Source organism: Caballeronia glathei, assembly GCF_000698595.1.
Taxonomy (GTDB): domain Bacteria; phylum Pseudomonadota; class Gammaproteobacteria; order Burkholderiales; family Burkholderiaceae; genus Caballeronia; species Caballeronia glathei.
This window is the reverse complement of the sequence record NZ_JFHC01000026.1, coordinates 1-16,480: the sequence shown is the minus strand read 5'-3', so window position 1 is coordinate 16,480 and position 16,480 is coordinate 1. Positions and strand designations below refer to the sequence as shown.

Annotated in this window: 17 protein-coding genes; 9 read left to right on the top strand and 8 right to left on the bottom strand. The window is 66.8% G+C overall.

Going from position 1 to position 16,480, the window contains the following annotated elements; all coding sequences use genetic code 11:
• The first annotated feature begins 24 nt into the window (after window positions 1-24).
• On the top strand, window positions 25-945 hold the full coding sequence (locus tag BG61_RS17335; protein ID WP_035939511.1) for a LysR family transcriptional regulator: 921 nt from the start codon (window positions 25-27) through the stop codon (window positions 943-945).
• A gap of 9 nt (window positions 946-954) precedes the next feature.
• Here BG61_RS17335 and BG61_RS17330 read toward each other — a convergent pair whose 3' ends face one another.
• A complete protein-coding gene (locus BG61_RS17330; protein ID WP_035939513.1) occupies window positions 955-1,374 on the bottom strand; it encodes a hypothetical protein in 420 nt (139 codons plus the stop codon).
• Window positions 1,375-1,537: 163 nt separating this feature from the next.
• A complete protein-coding gene (locus BG61_RS17325) occupies window positions 1,538-2,281 on the bottom strand; it encodes an SDR family oxidoreductase (protein WP_035939515.1) in 744 nt (247 codons plus the stop codon).
• A 146-nt stretch (window positions 2,282-2,427) separates the two neighbouring features.
• On the opposite strand from BG61_RS17325, the gene BG61_RS17320 reads away from it, so the two are divergent.
• Complete coding sequence (locus BG61_RS17320) at window positions 2,428-3,318, top strand: LysR family transcriptional regulator (RefSeq protein WP_035939517.1); 891 nt, start codon at window positions 2,428-2,430, stop codon at window positions 3,316-3,318.
• A 1-nt stretch (window position 3,319) separates the two neighbouring features.
• Here the strand turns inward: BG61_RS17320 and BG61_RS17315 are convergent, their stop codons facing one another.
• Complete coding sequence (locus BG61_RS17315) at window positions 3,320-4,633, bottom strand: MFS transporter (RefSeq protein ID WP_035939519.1); 1,314 nt, start codon at window positions 4,631-4,633, stop codon at window positions 3,320-3,322.
• Window positions 4,634-4,667: 34 nt separating this feature from the next.
• The gene (locus BG61_RS17310) at window positions 4,668-5,849 is read right to left on the bottom strand and encodes a M20 aminoacylase family protein (protein ID WP_035939521.1); all 1,182 of its coding nucleotides are present in this window, start codon (window positions 5,847-5,849) and stop codon (window positions 4,668-4,670) included.
• Window positions 5,850-6,033: 184 nt separating this feature from the next.
• Between BG61_RS17310 and BG61_RS17305 the strand changes: the two genes are divergently transcribed.
• The gene (locus BG61_RS17305; protein WP_035939524.1) at window positions 6,034-6,936 is read left to right on the top strand and encodes a LysR substrate-binding domain-containing protein; all 903 of its coding nucleotides are present in this window, start codon (window positions 6,034-6,036) and stop codon (window positions 6,934-6,936) included.
• Window positions 6,937-6,999: 63 nt separating this feature from the next.
• Window positions 7,000-7,413: a hypothetical protein gene (locus BG61_RS17300; RefSeq protein WP_035939525.1), complete on the top strand. Its 414-nt coding sequence runs from the start codon at window positions 7,000-7,002 to the stop codon at window positions 7,411-7,413.
• A 164-nt stretch (window positions 7,414-7,577) separates the two neighbouring features.
• Here the strand turns inward: BG61_RS17300 and BG61_RS17295 are convergent, their stop codons facing one another.
• The 3 genes from BG61_RS17295 to BG61_RS17285 form a co-directional block, all read right to left on the bottom strand.
• On the bottom strand, window positions 7,578-8,060 hold the full coding sequence (locus tag BG61_RS17295; RefSeq protein WP_035939527.1) for an HU family DNA-binding protein: 483 nt from the start codon (window positions 8,058-8,060) through the stop codon (window positions 7,578-7,580).
• 177 nt (window positions 8,061-8,237) lie between these two features.
• Window positions 8,238-8,999 (bottom strand): endonuclease/exonuclease/phosphatase family protein, encoded by a 762-nt coding sequence (locus BG61_RS17290; protein ID WP_232256429.1) that lies wholly within the window; start codon window positions 8,997-8,999, stop codon window positions 8,238-8,240.
• A 5-nt stretch (window positions 9,000-9,004) separates the two neighbouring features.
• Window positions 9,005-11,281, bottom strand: a complete 2,277-nt coding sequence (locus BG61_RS17285; RefSeq protein WP_035939532.1) for a VTT domain-containing protein — start codon at window positions 11,279-11,281, stop codon at window positions 9,005-9,007.
• Between the two features lie 339 nt (window positions 11,282-11,620).
• Between BG61_RS17285 and BG61_RS17280 the strand changes: the two genes are divergently transcribed.
• The 3 genes from BG61_RS17280 to BG61_RS40110 all read left to right on the top strand — a co-directional run bounded on the left by BG61_RS17280 (window position 11,621) and on the right by BG61_RS40110 (window position 13,111).
• Complete coding sequence (locus tag BG61_RS17280; RefSeq protein ID WP_035939533.1) at window positions 11,621-12,235, top strand: LysE family translocator; 615 nt, start codon at window positions 11,621-11,623, stop codon at window positions 12,233-12,235.
• 313 nt (window positions 12,236-12,548) lie between these two features.
• Window positions 12,549-12,719, top strand: coding sequence for a hypothetical protein (locus tag BG61_RS42825; RefSeq protein ID WP_158447157.1), 171 nt, complete (start codon window positions 12,549-12,551; stop codon window positions 12,717-12,719).
• A gap of 230 nt (window positions 12,720-12,949) precedes the next feature.
• Window positions 12,950-13,111, top strand: coding sequence for a DUF1328 family protein (locus tag BG61_RS40110; protein WP_035939535.1), 162 nt, complete (start codon window positions 12,950-12,952; stop codon window positions 13,109-13,111).
• A gap of 132 nt (window positions 13,112-13,243) precedes the next feature.
• Here the strand turns inward: BG61_RS40110 and BG61_RS17270 are convergent, their stop codons facing one another.
• Complete coding sequence (locus BG61_RS17270) at window positions 13,244-14,653, bottom strand: aminotransferase-like domain-containing protein (RefSeq protein WP_035939537.1); 1,410 nt, start codon at window positions 14,651-14,653, stop codon at window positions 13,244-13,246.
• Between the two features lie 145 nt (window positions 14,654-14,798).
• Between BG61_RS17270 and aptA the strand changes: the two genes are divergently transcribed.
• Both aptA and BG61_RS17260 read left to right on the top strand, forming a co-directional pair.
• Window positions 14,799-16,127, top strand: a complete 1,329-nt coding sequence (gene aptA / locus BG61_RS17265) for an omega-aminotransferase AptA (protein ID WP_035939539.1) — start codon at window positions 14,799-14,801, stop codon at window positions 16,125-16,127.
• A 29-nt stretch (window positions 16,128-16,156) separates the two neighbouring features.
• On the top strand, window positions 16,157-16,480 hold a 324-nt coding region (locus BG61_RS17260), incomplete at its 3' end, for an aldehyde dehydrogenase family protein (protein WP_035941757.1).

Below are 16,480 nucleotides of genomic sequence, written 5' to 3'. Positions count from 1 at the left end.
GCCAATCCTTGAACAACAACAACCATGAAACGCCAATTCGACGACGTCCAGCTTGGCAGCATCGAACTGTTTTGTCTCGCGGCCGAACTGGCGAGCTTCACCGCGGCCGCGACGGCGGCGGGAGTCACGCCGGCGGCCGTGAGCCGGTCGGTTTCGCGGCTGGAGGAACGCATGGGCGTGCGGCTTTTCGTGCGCACGACGCGCCAGATCCGCCTGACCGACGCCGGCCGCGCCTATTTCGAACAATGCCGCGACGCGCTCGCGCAACTCGTCGAAGCGGAGCGGCAGGCGACGGGCCAGCAGGTCGCGCCGGCCGGCGTGCTGCGCATCAGCATGCCGACGCCTTATGCGCACTATCGCGTGCTGCCGATCCTCGCCGAGTTTCGCGAGCGCCATCCGCAGGTGCGCGTGGAAGTGCACATCAGCAACCGCAACATCGACTTCGCGGAAGAGAGCTTCGACCTCGCGATTCGCGGACGCGCGCCGGACGAATCCAACCTGATCGCGCGCAAGCTCGAGGACGCGGAACTGGTGATCGTCGGCACGCCGGGCTATCTGAAGCGGGCAGGCAAGCCGAAGTCGCCCGACGACCTGGAGCGCCACGAGTGCATCCTGTTCGACCTGCCGAGCAGCGGCCGCCGCATTCCGTGGCTCTTCATGGAAGACGGCGCCATGACCGAGCGCATGATGGACGGCGCCTACTCCACCGCCGGCGACGTGCTGGGCGGCGTCACGCTCGCGCGCAACGGCGCGGGGCTGTTCCAGACCTACCGGTTCGTCATCGAGCGCGACCTGCAGGCGGGAACGCTCGTCGAGGTGCTGCCGTCCTTCGGCGGCGCGTCGCGGCCGTTCGTGCTGATCTATCCGCACAGCCGCCACATGTCGGCGCGGGTGCGCAGTTTCGTCGATTTCCTCGTGGAGAAGCTGCGCGACCGCGGCGCCTGAATTCCGGCGTCATTGCGCCGCGGTGCCTGCGCGGATCGACCGGTAGTAGGCGATGCCCGCGTCCAGGTGCTTTTTGAACGCAAAGCCCTCTTCGATCATCGCGTCGAAGTCGGCGCGCGCAATCTTCATCACATAACTGTGTTCGGTCGTGAGGAGCACGCAGTCGCCGTCAAGCTGGCGCGGGCTGTACCACTTGCCGGGGCTCGCATGGCCCGACGGATAGCTGCGCCCTTCGTACTGCACCTGCCAGCCGCCGTCGAGGAGAATCCAGACGTCGTCCGCTTCGTCCGCCGATCCCGCAACAACGGTGGCCGCCTGCGCCTCCCACTCGCGCGAGTGGCCGATGACGTAGCGCAGCTGTTCCGTCGACAGACCGGTGAAGAAAGGCGTCCTTCTCAGCAGATAGAGATGGGTCGTCGAGGCTCTCATGGGCGGGTTTCCTGACAGTGGTGGCGCACGTATCGCAGAATCCAATGAGCAACGGCAGCAATGCGGCGAATGCAAGGCGAAGCAGGAGTTTCATGTGCGTTCCGGTGGCGGGCGCCGGCCTTTCGTCCGTCCGGCCCTTCGTCCGCCGCTTTCGATATGCGCGTCAGACGACCCCGCCGTTCGCGCGCAGGACTTGTCCGTTCACCCAGCCGCCGTCGGGGCCGGCCAGGAACGACACCGCCGACGCGGCCTCTTCCGGCTGGCCAAGCCGCTCGAGCGGCGCCATCTTGACGAACATGTCCACCGTCTTCTCGTCCTTTCCCTCGAAGAACAGCTCGGTCGCGATCGGACCCGGTGCAACGGCGTTCACGGTGACGTTGCGGCCGCGCAGTTCCTTCGAGAACACGCGGGTGAACGATTCGACCGCCGCCTTCGTCGCGTTGTAGACCGCGTAGCCCGGCAGGTTCATCCCGACCGAGCTGCTCGAGAAATTCACGATGCGCCCGCCGCCGTTGATACGCGCCGCCGCTTCGCGCAGCGTGTTGAAGGTGCCGCGCACGTTGATGTCGAAGGCCTGCGAGAAGAAGTCGTCGGTCGTGCCGGCGAGCGGCATGGTCTTCAGCACGCCCGCGTTGTTCACGAGCACATCGACCTTGCCAAGCTTCTCTTCGGTGGTGTCGAACATCCGGCGCACGTCGTCGGGATTGCGCACGTCGGCCTGCACCGCGATCGCCTTCGCGCCGTTCGCCTCGAGCTCGGCGACGACGGCGTCCGCCTCCTTCGAGCTCGACGCATAGTTGACCGCGACGGCGAAGCCATCGCTGGCGAGCCGGCGCGCGACCGCCGCACCGATGCCGCGGGCGGCGCCGGTCACGATGGCAACACGTGCGTTCTTGATCTGGTTCATGATTTCTCTCCTCACAGCGGGTTATTGGGGTTGCCGGGGTTGTTGCCGTTGGTGAGGTGAATCATGGATCATTCGGATTGGGAGATCATTACCCGCAAAGTGGCATCATCGTTCCATTTACTTCAATAATGTTTCGGAATTCCGTCATGGACCGTTTTCAGGAGATGCAGGTTTTCGTGCGCATCGCGGATCGCCGCAGCTTCACGCAGGCGGCGGACGACCTGCAGGTCCCGCGCGCAACCGTCACGAACATGATGAAGCGCCTGGAAGCGCGGCTCGGCACGCGGCTGCTCGAACGCACGACGCGCACGGTGCGCCTGACACACGACGGCGAGGCGCACTACCGCCGCTGCGTGCGCCTGATCGCGGATCTGGAGGAAGCGGAAGGCTCGTTCCGGCATGCCGACCCGAAGGGGCTGCTGCGCGTGAATCTGCAGGGCACGCTCGCGAAGCACTTCGTCGTGCCCGCGCTGCCGGATTTCATCGCGCAGTATCCGGACATCGAGCTGTATATCGGCGAGGACGACCGGCTGGTCGACCTGGTGCGCGAAGGCATCGACTGCGTGCTGCGCGCGGGCCAGTTGCAGGATTCATCGATGGTCGGGCGGCGCGTGGCGCTGCTCGCCCAGGTGAGCGTCGCAAGCCCCGCGTACCTCGCGAAGTACGGCGAACCCGCCGATCTCGAAGCGCTGCCGGCACATCGCGCCATCAACTACATTTCGAGCGGCACGGGCAAGTCGGTGCCGCTCGAATTCACCGTCGGCGACCACGTGGAAGCGGTCCAGCTCGCGGCGTCGATCTCCGTGACCGGCGCCGACCTGTACACCGGGGCGGCCGTCGCGGGGCTCGGCATCGTGCAGGTGCCGCGCTATCGCGTGGGGAGCGAACTGGCGGACGGCCGCCTGAAAATCGTGCTGCCGGACCTGCCGCCGCCGCCGATGCCGGTATCCGTGCTCTACCCGCAGCACCGGCAGCTTTCGTCGCGTGTGCGCGTGTTCGCGCAGTGGCTGCGGGACATTTTCGAGACGGCCGCCTAGATCAGTCGATCGCCTCGCCCGAGCGCTCCTTCATGAACGCCACGGCGACGAGGCTCGCCACGCCGCACGCGATCACGTACCACGCGGGCGCCAGCGTGCTGCCCGTGACGACGATGAGCGAGGTCACGAAGAACTGCGCGAACCCGCCGAAGATCGCCACGCCCACGCTGTAGACCACGGCGGCACCCGTCGCGCGCACGGCGCGCGGGAACAGTTCGCCGAGCATCGCGCCGACGCCGCCTACGTTGATCGCATGCACGCACGAGAGCGCCGTCACCACGGCGAGCAGCGTTGCCGCGGAAGGCCACCGGTTGAGCGCGACGAACGCCGGATAGATCGCGAGCATCAGCACGATGCGCGTCGCCTGCGCCATCCGGTTGCGGCCGAAGCGATCCGACAGGTGGCCGCCGATGGGCGCGAGCACGAACAGGATCGCGCCCGACACGCAGCCGGAAAGCATCGACGTCCACGCGGGCAGGCCGAGCATCTTCACGCCGTAGATCGACAGATAGAACACGATGATGAAATGCGCCGCGGTGCCGCCGATCGTGAGTCCAAGCCCGGTGAGCACGGCGCGCCGGTGATCGCGCAGCACGTCGATGAGCGGCAGCTTCGGCGGCTTTGCGGCGAGTGCGCGCGGCGGCTCTTCCTCGAGCGTGCGGCGCAGCCACCAGCCGACCGGCACGATCAGCGTGCCGATCACGAACGGCACGCGCCAGCCCCAGCTTTCGAGCTGCGCGGTCGAAAGCGACGCGGTGAGCAGCACGCCCGTCAGCGCGCCCGCAAGCGCGGCGATGCCCTGGCTCGCGAACTGCCACGACGCATAGAAGCCGCGCCGGTTCGCAGGTGCCTGTTCGAGCAGGAGGGTCGTCGACGCCCCGACCTCGCCGCCCGCCGAAAAACCCTGGATGAGCCGCGCGATCACGAGGATCACGGGCGCGGCGACGCCGACCTGCGCGTAGGTGGGCGCGAGCGCGATCATCGCGGTGCCGGCGGCCATCAGCCCGAGCGTGAGGACCATCGCGTTCTTGCGGCCGGCGCGATCGGCGTACATGCCGATCATGAGCCCGCCGAGCGGCCGCGTGAAAAAGCCGACCCCGAAGCTCGCGACCGCGAGCAGCAGCTGGCCGAGCGGATCGTGCACGGGAAAGAACAGCTTGCCGATCAGCAGCGCGAAGAAGCCATAGACCGTGAAGTCGTAGAACTCCAGCGCATTGCCGACCGCCGCCGCCGTCACGACCCGCGCGCGGCTCTGCTTGCGCGTCAGGACTGCGCCCGGGGGGGGCGAAACGCCTGCCAACGTGTGTGTCTTCATGATGTCTCTCGATGCGCGGCGCGCCGCAGTGGGTTCAGTCGGCGAGGTACGCTTCCGCGAGCCGCACCCAGTAGCTCGCGCCGATCGCGAGAATGTCGTCGTTGAAGTCGTAGCCGGGGTTGTGGACCATGCAGCCGCCCTTGCTGCCGGTGCCGTTGCCGATCCAGGCGTAGCTGCCGGGGCGCACTTCGAGCATGTACGCGAAGTCTTCGCTGCCCATGAGCGGCGCTGCGGCGTCGTTCACGCGCCCCGCGCCGAGCATCTTCTTCGCGACATCGGCGGCGAACGCGGTCGGCTCGTCGTGATTGACGAGCACCGGGTAGCCCAGTTCATAGTCGATGTCCGCCTCGCAGCCGTACGCCGCCGCCTGCGCATGCACGAGCGCGGTGATGCGTTGCTGCAAAAGCGCGCGCACGCCGGCATCGAGCGCGCGCACGGAGAGCTTCATCAGCGCGGTCTGCGGAATCACGTTGTGGGTATCGCCCGCCTGCACGCTGCCGACCGAGACCACGGCCGGCTTTTGCGCATCCACTTCACGCGCGACGAGGCTGTTCAGCCCCAGCATGATCGACGCGACCGCGGGCATCGGATCGCGCGCGAGATGCGGCATCGCGCCGTGGCCGCCATGGCCGCGCACGGTGATCGTCACACGGTCCGACGAAGCCATGCCCGGGCCGGGGCAAAAGCTCATGTCGCCCGCGGCGAAGCCCGGCATGTTGTGCAGCCCGAAGACGGCGTCGCAGGGAAACCGTTCGAAAAGCCCGTCCTCGATCATCGCGCGCGCGCCGCCCTCGCCTTCCTCGGCCGGCTGGAAGATCACGTTGAGCGTGCCGGAGAACTGCCGGCTTTCGGCGAGATAGCGCGCGGCGCACAGCAGCATCGCGGTGTGGCCGTCGTGGCCGCAGGCGTGCATCGTCTTCGGCGTGGCGCTCGCGTAGGGGAGGCCCGTGGCTTCCTCGATCGGCAGCGCATCCATGTCGGCGCGCAAACCGATGCGCCGCGCCCCGCCGCCGTGCCGCAGCACGCCTACCACACCCGTGCCGCCCAGCCCGCGATGCACGTCGTAGCCCCACTCGGCGAGCAGTTGCGCGACGAGTGCGCTCGTGGCCGTTTCCTGGAACGCGAGTTCCGGGTTCGCGTGGATACGGCGGCGCACGTCGACGAATTCGGGCGCGATGGCGGCGATGCCGGGAATGACGGGTTCGACTGACAGCATGAAGGCTCCTGTGCGCTCACGCGGGTGAGGCGCGGTGTTTCGGGTGACTAAGGGGTAAATAAGGTGTGACCGGGAGATGACTTGTTGCAACCAAGCATATAAAGTCGAAAAGAAAACCAAAAGACAGTTATTTCGCCGTACGACGACCTCCGGTTGTCGGCATAAACCCTAGGTTCCCGCCAGCATGAAGTATCACCAGTTGCGCGCGTTTCTGAGCGTCGCCGAACAGGGCAGCATTCGCGCGGCGGCGCGCAGCCTGCATTTGTCGCAGGCCGCGCTGACGAAAGCGCTCAAGGAGCTGGAGCAGCATCTCGGCGTGCCGCTCGTGCTGCGCACGGCGCGCGGCGTGCAGCTGACCGCGTTCGGGCAGCAGTTGCGCATCCGCGCGCAGCTCATGGTGACCGAGATGCGGCGCGCCGAAGACGACATCGCGCAGATGAAGGGCGCCGCCAACGGCAGCGTGAGCGTCGCCGTCACGCCGGCGGCGGCGATCTCGGTCCTGCCCGAGGCTTATCGCGCGTTTCGCCGCGAGATGCCGAATGCGCGCGTGAGCTTCATCGAAGGGTTTCCGGGCGTCGCGCTGCCGCGCCTGCGCGACGGGACGCTCGATTTCGTCGTCGCGGTGATCGTGCCGGAGCATCTGGGACCGGAGTTCGATCACGCGGAACTGTACGAGAGCCGGTCGGTGGTGGTCGCGCGGCGCGATCATCCGCTCAGTCATTGCACGTCGCTCGCCGAACTGGCGGGCGCGGAGTGGTTGCTCAATCCGTCGCCGGAAAGCTCGACGCGCGCGCTGCTCGACTTCTTCGACGAGCTTGGCCTGCCCGCGCCGCAGCGCGTGATCGAATGCCCGAGCTTCGTCATCGCGCGTGGCCTGCTGTGCGGCTCGGATGCGATCGCGGCGATGCCCGCGCCGCTCGTCGATCATTCGTGGGCCGGCGAAGGGCTCGTCGTCCTGCCGGTCACCGACCGTCTGCCCGCCATTTCAGTAGGCGTCGTGACCCGCCGCGACAGCCCGCTCACGCCAGCCGCGTCGCTGTTCGTCGATTGCCTGCAGCACGCGGCGCGGCAGCGCAAGAAAAGCTGAGCCGGGCGGCGTGGCGGCATCCTGCTTGCTGGCATCGTGAGCAATGCCTGAAGGAGGACGACCATGCTGCTCATCGACGACGAAATCGCGCGCCTCGAATCCCTCGCCCCGTTCTTGCTGAGCGAAGCGAAGGCGGCCCTTGCCAGCAACGTGGGCCATGCGTTCACGATGGAACTCGCGGAGCACGTGCCGCCCGGCCTGCGCATCCGCGCGCCCGATAACCCGAACGACGATCGTGACGCGCCGCCCTGGCCGCTCGATCTCTTCGTCGGCTTGCCGCTTGTCGAGTTGCGCCGGCTCGCGAACGCAACCGACGGCGCGCGCGAAAGACTGATCGCACGGTTCGGCGCGACCTTCGTGCCGCGTCTGTCGCGCGCGATCCGGCAGCTCGCGCCCCATGACATCCACTACGAAGCAGGCCGCCAGAGTGAGAAGGGAACGCTCACCGTGTTGCTCGACGAACCCGCGGCCGGGTAGAAGGAGCGGCAGCTGGCGCGAAGTAGCAGCCGGTTGAAAGAAGCCTTCCTGATCATTCGAAAGGGCGCACGCATAAAAAAAGCCAGCTTCGAAACGAAGCTGGCCTTGTGCGGAACCGCCTGACTTGAAACGCAAATGCAGCGCTAAAGAAGCGCTAATGAAGCTTACGCTGCTGCGTCCTTCAGCTTCTTCAGCGCGCGTGCCTTGATGCGCACGCTGGCCGGTTTCGCCGGGAACCAGCGCTCTTCGCCCGAGAACGGGTCCTTGCCGAAGCGCTTCTTCTTCGCCGGCACGGTTTGCGCCGAGATCTTCAACAGGCCCGACAGCGTGAACTCGCCGGCGCCCTTCTTGTGGACGGCGCCGAGGATCGTGTCTTCCAGCGCGGACAACACGGCCTTCACGGCTTTCAGATCGACCGTTGCGCGGTCTGCAAGATGAGCGGCAAGCGACGCTTTCGTGAAGGTGTCCTTGATCGGCGACAAGGCACCCGCCTTCACGGCAACCTTCTTGGCCGCGACAACTGGCTTCGCGGTGACGTTCTTCGCGGCAACCTTCTTAGCTGCTGCTTTCTTTGCCGGAGCGGCGGCGGCCTTCGTGGCAACCTTCGTCGCGGCTTTCTTGGCAGCGGTTTTTGCGGAAGTCGGCATGTTTCTCCTACCTGTTGTGGTCAGTGATTTCACAATACGTGCACGCGAATGCGCCCGTATCAAGGCCGGATTCTACAAGCGACGCACGCGTTCGTGCGAGTCTTTTGCGTTTTTATACCCTTTTTTCAGGGGTTTTCTGTCGCATCGATGTGACGGACCATGTCGGAGGCAGTGCCTTCACGCTGAAAGCGAAGCTTCGTTGGCAGCAGACGGAGCGATATGCGCGATGAGCGGATAGTGATCGGATGCGATGCGCGCGAGCGCGCTCCTGTGCGCATCGACGCGAATCAGGCGCTCGCCGGGATGCACCCAGATGCGATCGAGCGCGAAGAGCGGGTAGCGCGTGGGAAACGTGCGCGGCGCGCTCGCGCGATAGAAATGCGTGACGAGCCGGCGCAGCGTGCGCCCATAGACGAACCATTCGTTCAGGTCGCCAAGCAGGATCACGGGCATCGCGGGCGTATCGAAGCTTTGCAGCACCTGCTCGACTTGCGCCCGCCTTTCACTCGACGCAAGCCCGAGATGCGTCGCGACCACGCGCCACACTTCGCCGCCGCAGTCGATGTCCGCATCGAGCGCGCCGCGCGGCTCGCGGCTCCTGAACGACAGGTCGAGCGTGCGCACCGCGCGCACCGGAAAGCGCGTCAGCACGGCGTTGCCGTAGCGGCGCGCCGCCGTGTCGAGCGTCGGGCCTTCCACGGCGTTCAGGCCGGTCATCCGCTGCAGGATGTCGAGCACGTTCGGCGCATCGCTGCCGCCGAGCGGCACTTCCTGAAGCGCGAAGATGTCGGCGTCGATCTCGCCGAGCACCGCGCCGATGCGCTCCGGCGCGAGCCTGCCGTCGATGCCGACCGCGCCATGCACGTTGTAGGTGGCAATCCGCAATTCGCGCGACAGCGTCACGCCTTGCTCCATCGAGTCGATCTGCACGTCGCTCATGAAGCTCATGAGTTCACCTCGTCGGCCCGCTTCGGATCGGGCGGGACGTCGCGCGGCGGGGCGCTGGTTGCCCGAAAGCTCGCGGCGCGCACGGCTTCGTCGCTCGCCCGCGCCTTGTCTTCGTCGCTCGCTTCGGGGGCCTCGCCGTTCGCCGCGCCGGCGCGGCCGAGAAAGCGCTGCAGGAGCAACGACAACCCGACGAGCGTCACGCCGATGCCGATCAGAATCGCGAAAGAACCGGCTGTCGGATGGCGCAGCGACGCGACGAGCTGATGCGCGAACGCGACCGTCAGCAGGATGCCCGGCCCCATGCCGAGCAGCGTGCCGAGCATGAAATCCCGCATGCGTATGTGCGATGCGCCCGCCATCAGGTTGACGATGGCAAACGGCGCAACGGGCAGGATGCGCAGCACGACGACCGCCACGATGCCGCGCTTCGCCACCCGCTCGCTCAGCCTGTTCACGCGCGTGCCGGCCACGCGCCGCACCACGTCGCGGCCGAGCCAGCTGCCGAGCAGATACGTGACCGCGGCCGCGGCCATCGTGCCGACGAGCGCGTAGGCACTACCCATGCCCGCGCCGAACACGAGGCCGGTCGTCGCGATGAGAAGCGTGATCGGCACGGACACGACCGCGGCTCCCACGTAACACAGCACGATCCAGAGCGGCGCGAGCGGCAGCGACTCGATGTGGCGCGTCGCCCGCGTGAGCGCCTTCAGGTTCAGATAGTCGCCAAGCGGCGTCCAGTGCCAGAGCCCCGCCAGCCCGACGATGACGAGCGCGAGCACGCCGAGGAGCGCGTAGCGTCCGGCGAGCGGCCGCGCCTTCTCGACCGGCACGAACTGCCCGACGAGCTCGTCCGGCGCCACGGGCGTCTCGGGATCGATCAGCGCTTCGGAGGGAATCAGCTGGTCGAGGTCGGGCGAGACGGCCGGATTCAGGGGTTCGAGCGTGCGATGCTCGCTCGCGTCGCGCTGCAACGCGGCGATCGCTTCGTTCATGCTGTGCCGCGCCGTGCGTTCGCGCGCAACGTCGCAGAAATCGCAGCCGAGATGCTCGGCGAGCAGGAGATCGCGCATGCGTGCGATCGCCGACTGGATGCGCGGATCGCCGTTCGCATCGATCGCGATGTTGCACTCGGTGTCGAGCACCATCGAGCGGTTGTTGAGATTCGCCGAGCCGACGAGCAGCAGGTCGTCGTCGACGATCATCAGCTTGCTGTGCACATTCACGCATCCTTCAGTGAGCCCCGGCACGCACGGCGACAGGATGCGATAACGGTCGTGCGCGTCGGCGGCCGTGAGAAGCTGGTGCAGGCGCGAGCGCAGCACGCCCATCGTCACCTCCTGCAGCCAGCCGCTCTGGTTGCGCGGCACGACGATCGCGAGATCGGGACCGTCGGGCTTTTCGAGCGTTTCGCGCAGCGCGGCGCCGATCGTCCCCGACGTGAAGTACTGGTTCTCGATGTAGATGCTGCGCGCAGCCCGCGCGATCGCATCGAGATACTGCGCGCGGATCTGGCGCACCGCCGCCCGCCCGCCGTAGGCCGGCTCGGTGAGCGAGATCGCGAGGTCCACGTCCTCGACATCCGCTGCGCGCGAGGGCGGCCACGGATCGCCGTCGACCGGCACGCGGTGCGAGCGGATCGCGAAGCGCCGGCCGCAGGCGCGCTGCCAGCGCTCGCGTGCGAGAAGGCCGATTTCGCGGGCGGCGTCGCCGTCGAACATCGTGTGGATGTCGTGAAAGGGCTGGTACGGCGCGTTGCCGGCGTCGCGGCGCAGCGGGTTCTTCGCCGCATGCTCGGGCGTGTCCCAGCGCGAGCGCGTGAGATCGAGGCCGCCGACGAACGCGAGCCGGTCGTCGATCACGACCATCTTCTGATGATGCGAGCCGCCGAGCGGATGCTTGCCGTCCATCTGGAACGCGATGCGCCGGTGCGTGCGCCAGCCCATCTTGTAGACCGGCAGCCACTCGCGCTCGAATGCGTAGAGCATCGCGAAGTCCCATGCGAGGATGTAGATGCGCAGGCGCCGGCGCTTCGCCGCGACTTCATGCAGGAAGTCGCCGAGGGCTTCGGGAAAACCGTCGTCGACACCTTCGGGGGTCAGCTTCATGCGGCTGTCGATATCCCAGCCGAGGATGAAGACCGTGCGCTGCGCGCGCGTGATCGCTTCGCGCAGCACGCGAAAGTAGTCCGAGCCGTCGACGAGCAGGCTGAAGCGCCCGGCATGTCGCACGCTCGCGCAATTGCGTCCCGGGTCGTGAAAGGGCTCCGCGCTCATGCGTCACCTTCGGGCGTCGCCGGGCCGTGCTCCAGTGGTCCCTTCAATTGCCCGGGTGCGACGCACACGGTGCGCTGGATCGTCGATGTCATTGCGTCGTCCTGTATTCGTCCTGTTTGTCTGGCGCGTGTTCGTGGCGCGTGTCTGCGATTCGAAAAGGTTTTGCAAGCCTCATGCCTGAGCGTAGCCCGCAATTCGCCATGCCGCACGCACGTCTGGGCGCCGCCGTGCCGTTCACCGTACCGGAAATCCTCCATCTATCTGTACCGGTACTGTACCGATCCCTTTCAATACACTGAGGCCTGAATTCGAACCAATCCATGAACGAGGATCACCGACATGCCCGCCGACCTGCTGAGCGCCCTTCCCGCCGCCGTGCTCTTCGCGCTGGTGACGACGATCACGCCCGGCCCCAACAACACGATGCTGCTCGCCTCGGGCGTGAATTTCGGCCTGAAGCGCACCGTGCCGCACCTGCTCGGCATCAGCGCGGGGGTCGCGTTCCTCATGCTCGCCGTCGGCCTCGGACTCGCGCAGGCGTTCGAGCGCTTCGCGTGGCTCTACACGGTGCTCGAGACGGCGAGCGTCGTGTATCTGCTGTATCTGGCGTGGAAGATCGGCACGTCGTCGTCCGTGCAGGCGCGCGACGGCGAGCGCCGGCCGATGCGCTTCTACGAAGCCGTCGCGTTCCAGTGGGTCAATCCGAAAGCCTGGATGATGGTGCTCACGGCCGCCACCACGATTCACCTGCACGCGAGCCTTTCGCTGAACGCGGCGCTGATGGCGCTCGTGTTCATCGTGGTGGGCCTGCCGTGCATCACGATGTGGGCGGCGTTCGGCATGTCGCTGCGGCGCTTTCTCGGCCGCCCGCGCTGGCTGCGCGCATTCAACCTGACGATGGCGGCGCTGCTCGTTCTGTCGCTCTATCCGATCGTCGTGCGCGCGCTCGCCTGACACTCGCTACCGCCTCGCGCAACGCGGCGCGCCTGCCTCGATATCCGCGCCGCAATGCGAAGCTGGAATTTCGTCAAACCATACGACGAACCCTCTTTGCCAGTGCGCCCGACCGGTGCATACTGGTCCATACACGCCGGCGCGCAATTTATGCAGTCCCGCTTGCAAGTTTGGGACTCGAGTGCCCACCCGTTGTCCCATCCACCTCTGATGCCGCTGGAAGCGGCCTTTGCCCGGCGTGTACGTACCTTGCTTGCCCGTCTAATTCGCGCCACGTCTGGCGCGGCTTTGAAATCTGTCCAAGGAGTACGCCATGTCTGGAGCCAATCGCCCATCCGGTCCTGCAACGCGGAAGTCCCTAGATCTCGCCGATCAAATCGAACGCGATGAACTGGAGAACAATCTGCCGGATGCGCTGAACAACGTCGACGACGAAGACGATTTCGACGACGAACCCGACTCCGGTAACCATCCGGGGCACTAGGCCGCCCCAGTTCGTTCGCCCGCCCGTCGGGCGCAACACAATTAGCCGCATCGCCACCAGGCCGTGCGGCTTTTTTGCGTCCTGCTTCGACGCACATACGGGTGGGCACGAGCGTTGCTTGAGTGGGCATGCCGCCGGTCCCGTGCGGCACGGAACTGATACGCCATGGCGGCGACGGCGTCAGCCAGCACGCTAACTAAACCGATAAATCGGACCTGTGGAGGGTTTTCATGCTTCGATACGCTGTCATTTTCTTCATCATCGCGATCATCGCGGCGTTCTTCGGCTTTGGCGGCATTGCGTCGGGCGCGGCTGAAATCGCGAAGATCCTGTTCTTCATCTTTATCGTCATCTTCCTGGCGACCCTCCTGCTCGGCGTGTTCAGGCGATGACGCTGCGAAGCGAAAGTGGCGCGCACGGCGCGCCGCGCCGATAAAAAAGCGCGAGCAGGTTCGCGCTTTTTTATTCGGCTGATGCGGAACTCGATGCGATCGGGTATCGGCTGGATCGCCTGCGTCTTACCGCTATTCCAGCGATTTCTTCAGGAACCCCCACAATGCGTCGTCGCCCGAATACGGCACGTTGAACCGGAACCACGCACTCGCGGCGTCGCCGGGACGAAAGTACGACCCCGGCGCGAGCCAGATGCCGTGAGCGAGCGCGCGCGTCGCGACTGCGCCCGCTTCCTTCGGCTCGACCGGCAGCCGCGCCCAGAGGAACAGCCCCGCGCGCGGCCGGTGAAAAAGTTCGAGCCCGAGCGCGTCCATGCGCTCCTCGACGCGCCCGTGCGCTTCCTTCAGCCTGTCCACGACGAACTCGACGTGCCGCGCATAGCGCCCTTCCGTCAGCACCTTGTCGACGATGCGCTCGGTCGTCTCCGACGACGTCAGTCCCACCGCCATCTTCGTGCGCGCGAGCTCGCGCAGCACGTCGCGCTCGGCGACCACGTAGCCGCAGCGCAGCGCGGGCGTGATCGTCTTCGCGAAGCCGCCCACGTAGAGCACGCGGTTGAGCCCCTCCATCGCGGCGAAGAGCGGCGCGCCGGCGGGCGCGAGCTCGCGGTTCACGTCGTCCTCGACGACCCACAGCCCGTGCCGCTCCGCGATCTGCAGCAGCCTGAACGCCGACGCCATGCCGAACGTCGCGCCGGTCGGATTCTGCAAGGTCGTGTTGAGAAAAATCGCCTTGGGCCGATGCTCCACGACGAGACGCTCGAACACGTCCGTATCGATGCCCTGCGCGGTGCGCGGCACGCCCAGCACGGTCAGCCCCGCCAGCTGAAGGATCTGGAGCAGGTTGCAGTAGCCGGGGTCCTCGACGACCACCGCGTCGCCCGGGCGCAGCAGCGTGCGCACGATCAGGTCGAGCGCCTGGGTGGCGCCCGCCGTGAGCAGCACGTTCGAGGCGGCGTCCACCGGCAGGCCGTGCCGGTCGAGCTGTTCCGCGATGCGCTCGCGTAACGGCGCGAAACCGTACGGATGCCCGTAGTCGGCCATGCGCGCGGCCGGCACGCGGCTCAACGAGCGCAGCGCATGATGCAGCCCGCTCTCGTTCACCCATTCGTTCGGCAGCCAGCCGCAGCCGGCCTTGATCGGCACGGAATGGTCGGCGAAAACGTCCGACAGGAGCCACGTCGCGTTCAGGCTCGGGGGCTGCCAGTCGAGCGAGCGCGTGCGCTCGCCGTGCCTGCGCGCCGCCACGCGATACCCCGAGCCGCGCCGCGCGACGACGAGCCCCATCGACACGAGCCGCCCGTACGCCTCGGTGACGGTGAACGTGCTCAGCCGCTCCGCCTGCGCGAGCCGCCGCACGGAAGGCAGCAACGCACCCGCCCGCATCGATTGCTCTTCGATGGCGGCGGCGAACGCGCGCACGAGTTGTTCGACGAGCGTTGGCGCCTGCGCCCGGTCGCGTTCCAGCTTGAGTTCGATCATGGGTCGAGAATAGCGCCGCCCGCCGGCGCATACCAATACAGTTTCCAGCATTTTGCCAGCACAGTTGGCAGCGCAGTAGCGCAACTGTCTATGCCGCGCCCTTTTTACGAGGACTAGAGTGATCGTTCTTTCTGAGGAGACCACCATGAATTCGCGCGCCGTCATCGACGACCTTTCTACCTTCTGGATGCCGTTCACCGCCAACCGCCAGTTCAAGGCCGCGCCGCGGCTCCTCGAAAGCGCGAAAGGCATGTATTACCGCTCGACCGACGGCCGCGAGATCCTCGACGGCTGCGCCGGCCTCTGGTGCGTGAATGCCGGCCACTGCCGCGACGAAATCGTCGAGGCCGTGCAGAAGGGGCTCGCCACGCTCGACTTCGCCCCGACGTTTCAGATGGGCCACCCGCTCGCGTTCGAGGCGGCGTCGAAGGTCGCGGCGCTGATGCCCGAAGGGCTCGACCGCATCTTCTTCACGAATTCGGGTTCGGAGTCCGTCGATTCGGCGCTGAAGATCGCGCTCGCGTATCACCGCGCGCGCGGCGAAGGCCAGCGCACGCGCCTGATCGGCCGCGAGCGCGGCTATCACGGCGTGGGCTTCGGCGGCATTTCGGTCGGCGGCATCGCGCCGAACCGCAAGGCGTTTTCGGGCGCGCTGCTGCCGTCCGTCGATCACCTGCCGCACACGCACGACCTCGCACACAACGCGTTCTCGAAGGGGCAGCCCGCCTGGGGCGAGCACCTCGCGGACGAACTGGAACGCCTCGTCACGCTGCACGATGCGTCGACGATCGCCGCCGTGATCGTCGAGCCGCTCGCGGGTTCGACCGGCGTGCTGGTGCCGCCCATCGGCTACCTGCAAAAGCTGCGCGACATCTGCACGAAGCACGGCATCCTCCTGATCTTCGACGAAGTCATCACCGGCTTCGGGCGTCTGGGCAAGGCAACGGCAAGCGAATACTTCGGCGTGAAGCCGGACCTCATCACGATGGCGAAGGCCATCAACAACGCCACGGTGCCGATGGGCGCCGTCGCGGCGCACCGCAATGTCCACGACACGATCATCGGCGCGGGCGCGGCCAACGCCATCGAGCTTTTCCACGGCTATACGTACTCGGCGCACCCGGTCGCGGCCGCCGCGGCCGTCGCGACGCTCGACCTGTATGTGCGCGACAGGCTGTTCGAGCGCGCGGCATCGAAGGCCGAGAAGTTCGAGAACGCGGCGCATGCGCTGCGCGACGCGCCGTTCGTCAAGGACGTGCGCAATCTCGGGCTGGTTGCGGGCGTCGAACTCGATTCGCGCGACGGCGCGCCGGGCGCGCGCGCGTATGAAGTGTTCGTGAAGTGCTTCGAGGCGGGCGTGCTCGTGCGCTTCACCGGCGATATCCTCGCGTTCTCGCCGCCGCTGATCGTCGAGGACGACCAGATCGACCAGATCTTCGGCACGGTTCGCAAAGTGCTGGAAAGCGTGAAGTAAGCCAGCATCAACTCAAGGAATCTATCGACATGGGTCAGTCACATCAGAGCGAAACGCGCGTTGCGGCGCTGTCGCATTTCATCGGCGGACGGCGGGTGGACGGCACGAGCGACCGTTTCGGCGACGTGTTCAACCCGGCCACCGGCGCGGTTTCGTCGCGCGTGCCGCTCGCGAGCGTCGCGGAAGTCGATGCGGCCGTCGCCGCCGCGAAAGCCGCATTCCCCGCCTGGAGCGAAACCGCGCCGCTCAAGCGCGCCCGCGTGATGTTCAAGTTCAAGCAGCTGCTCGACGAGCACCACGACGAGCTGGCCGAGCTCATCACCCGCGAGCACGGCAAGGTGTTCAGCGACGCC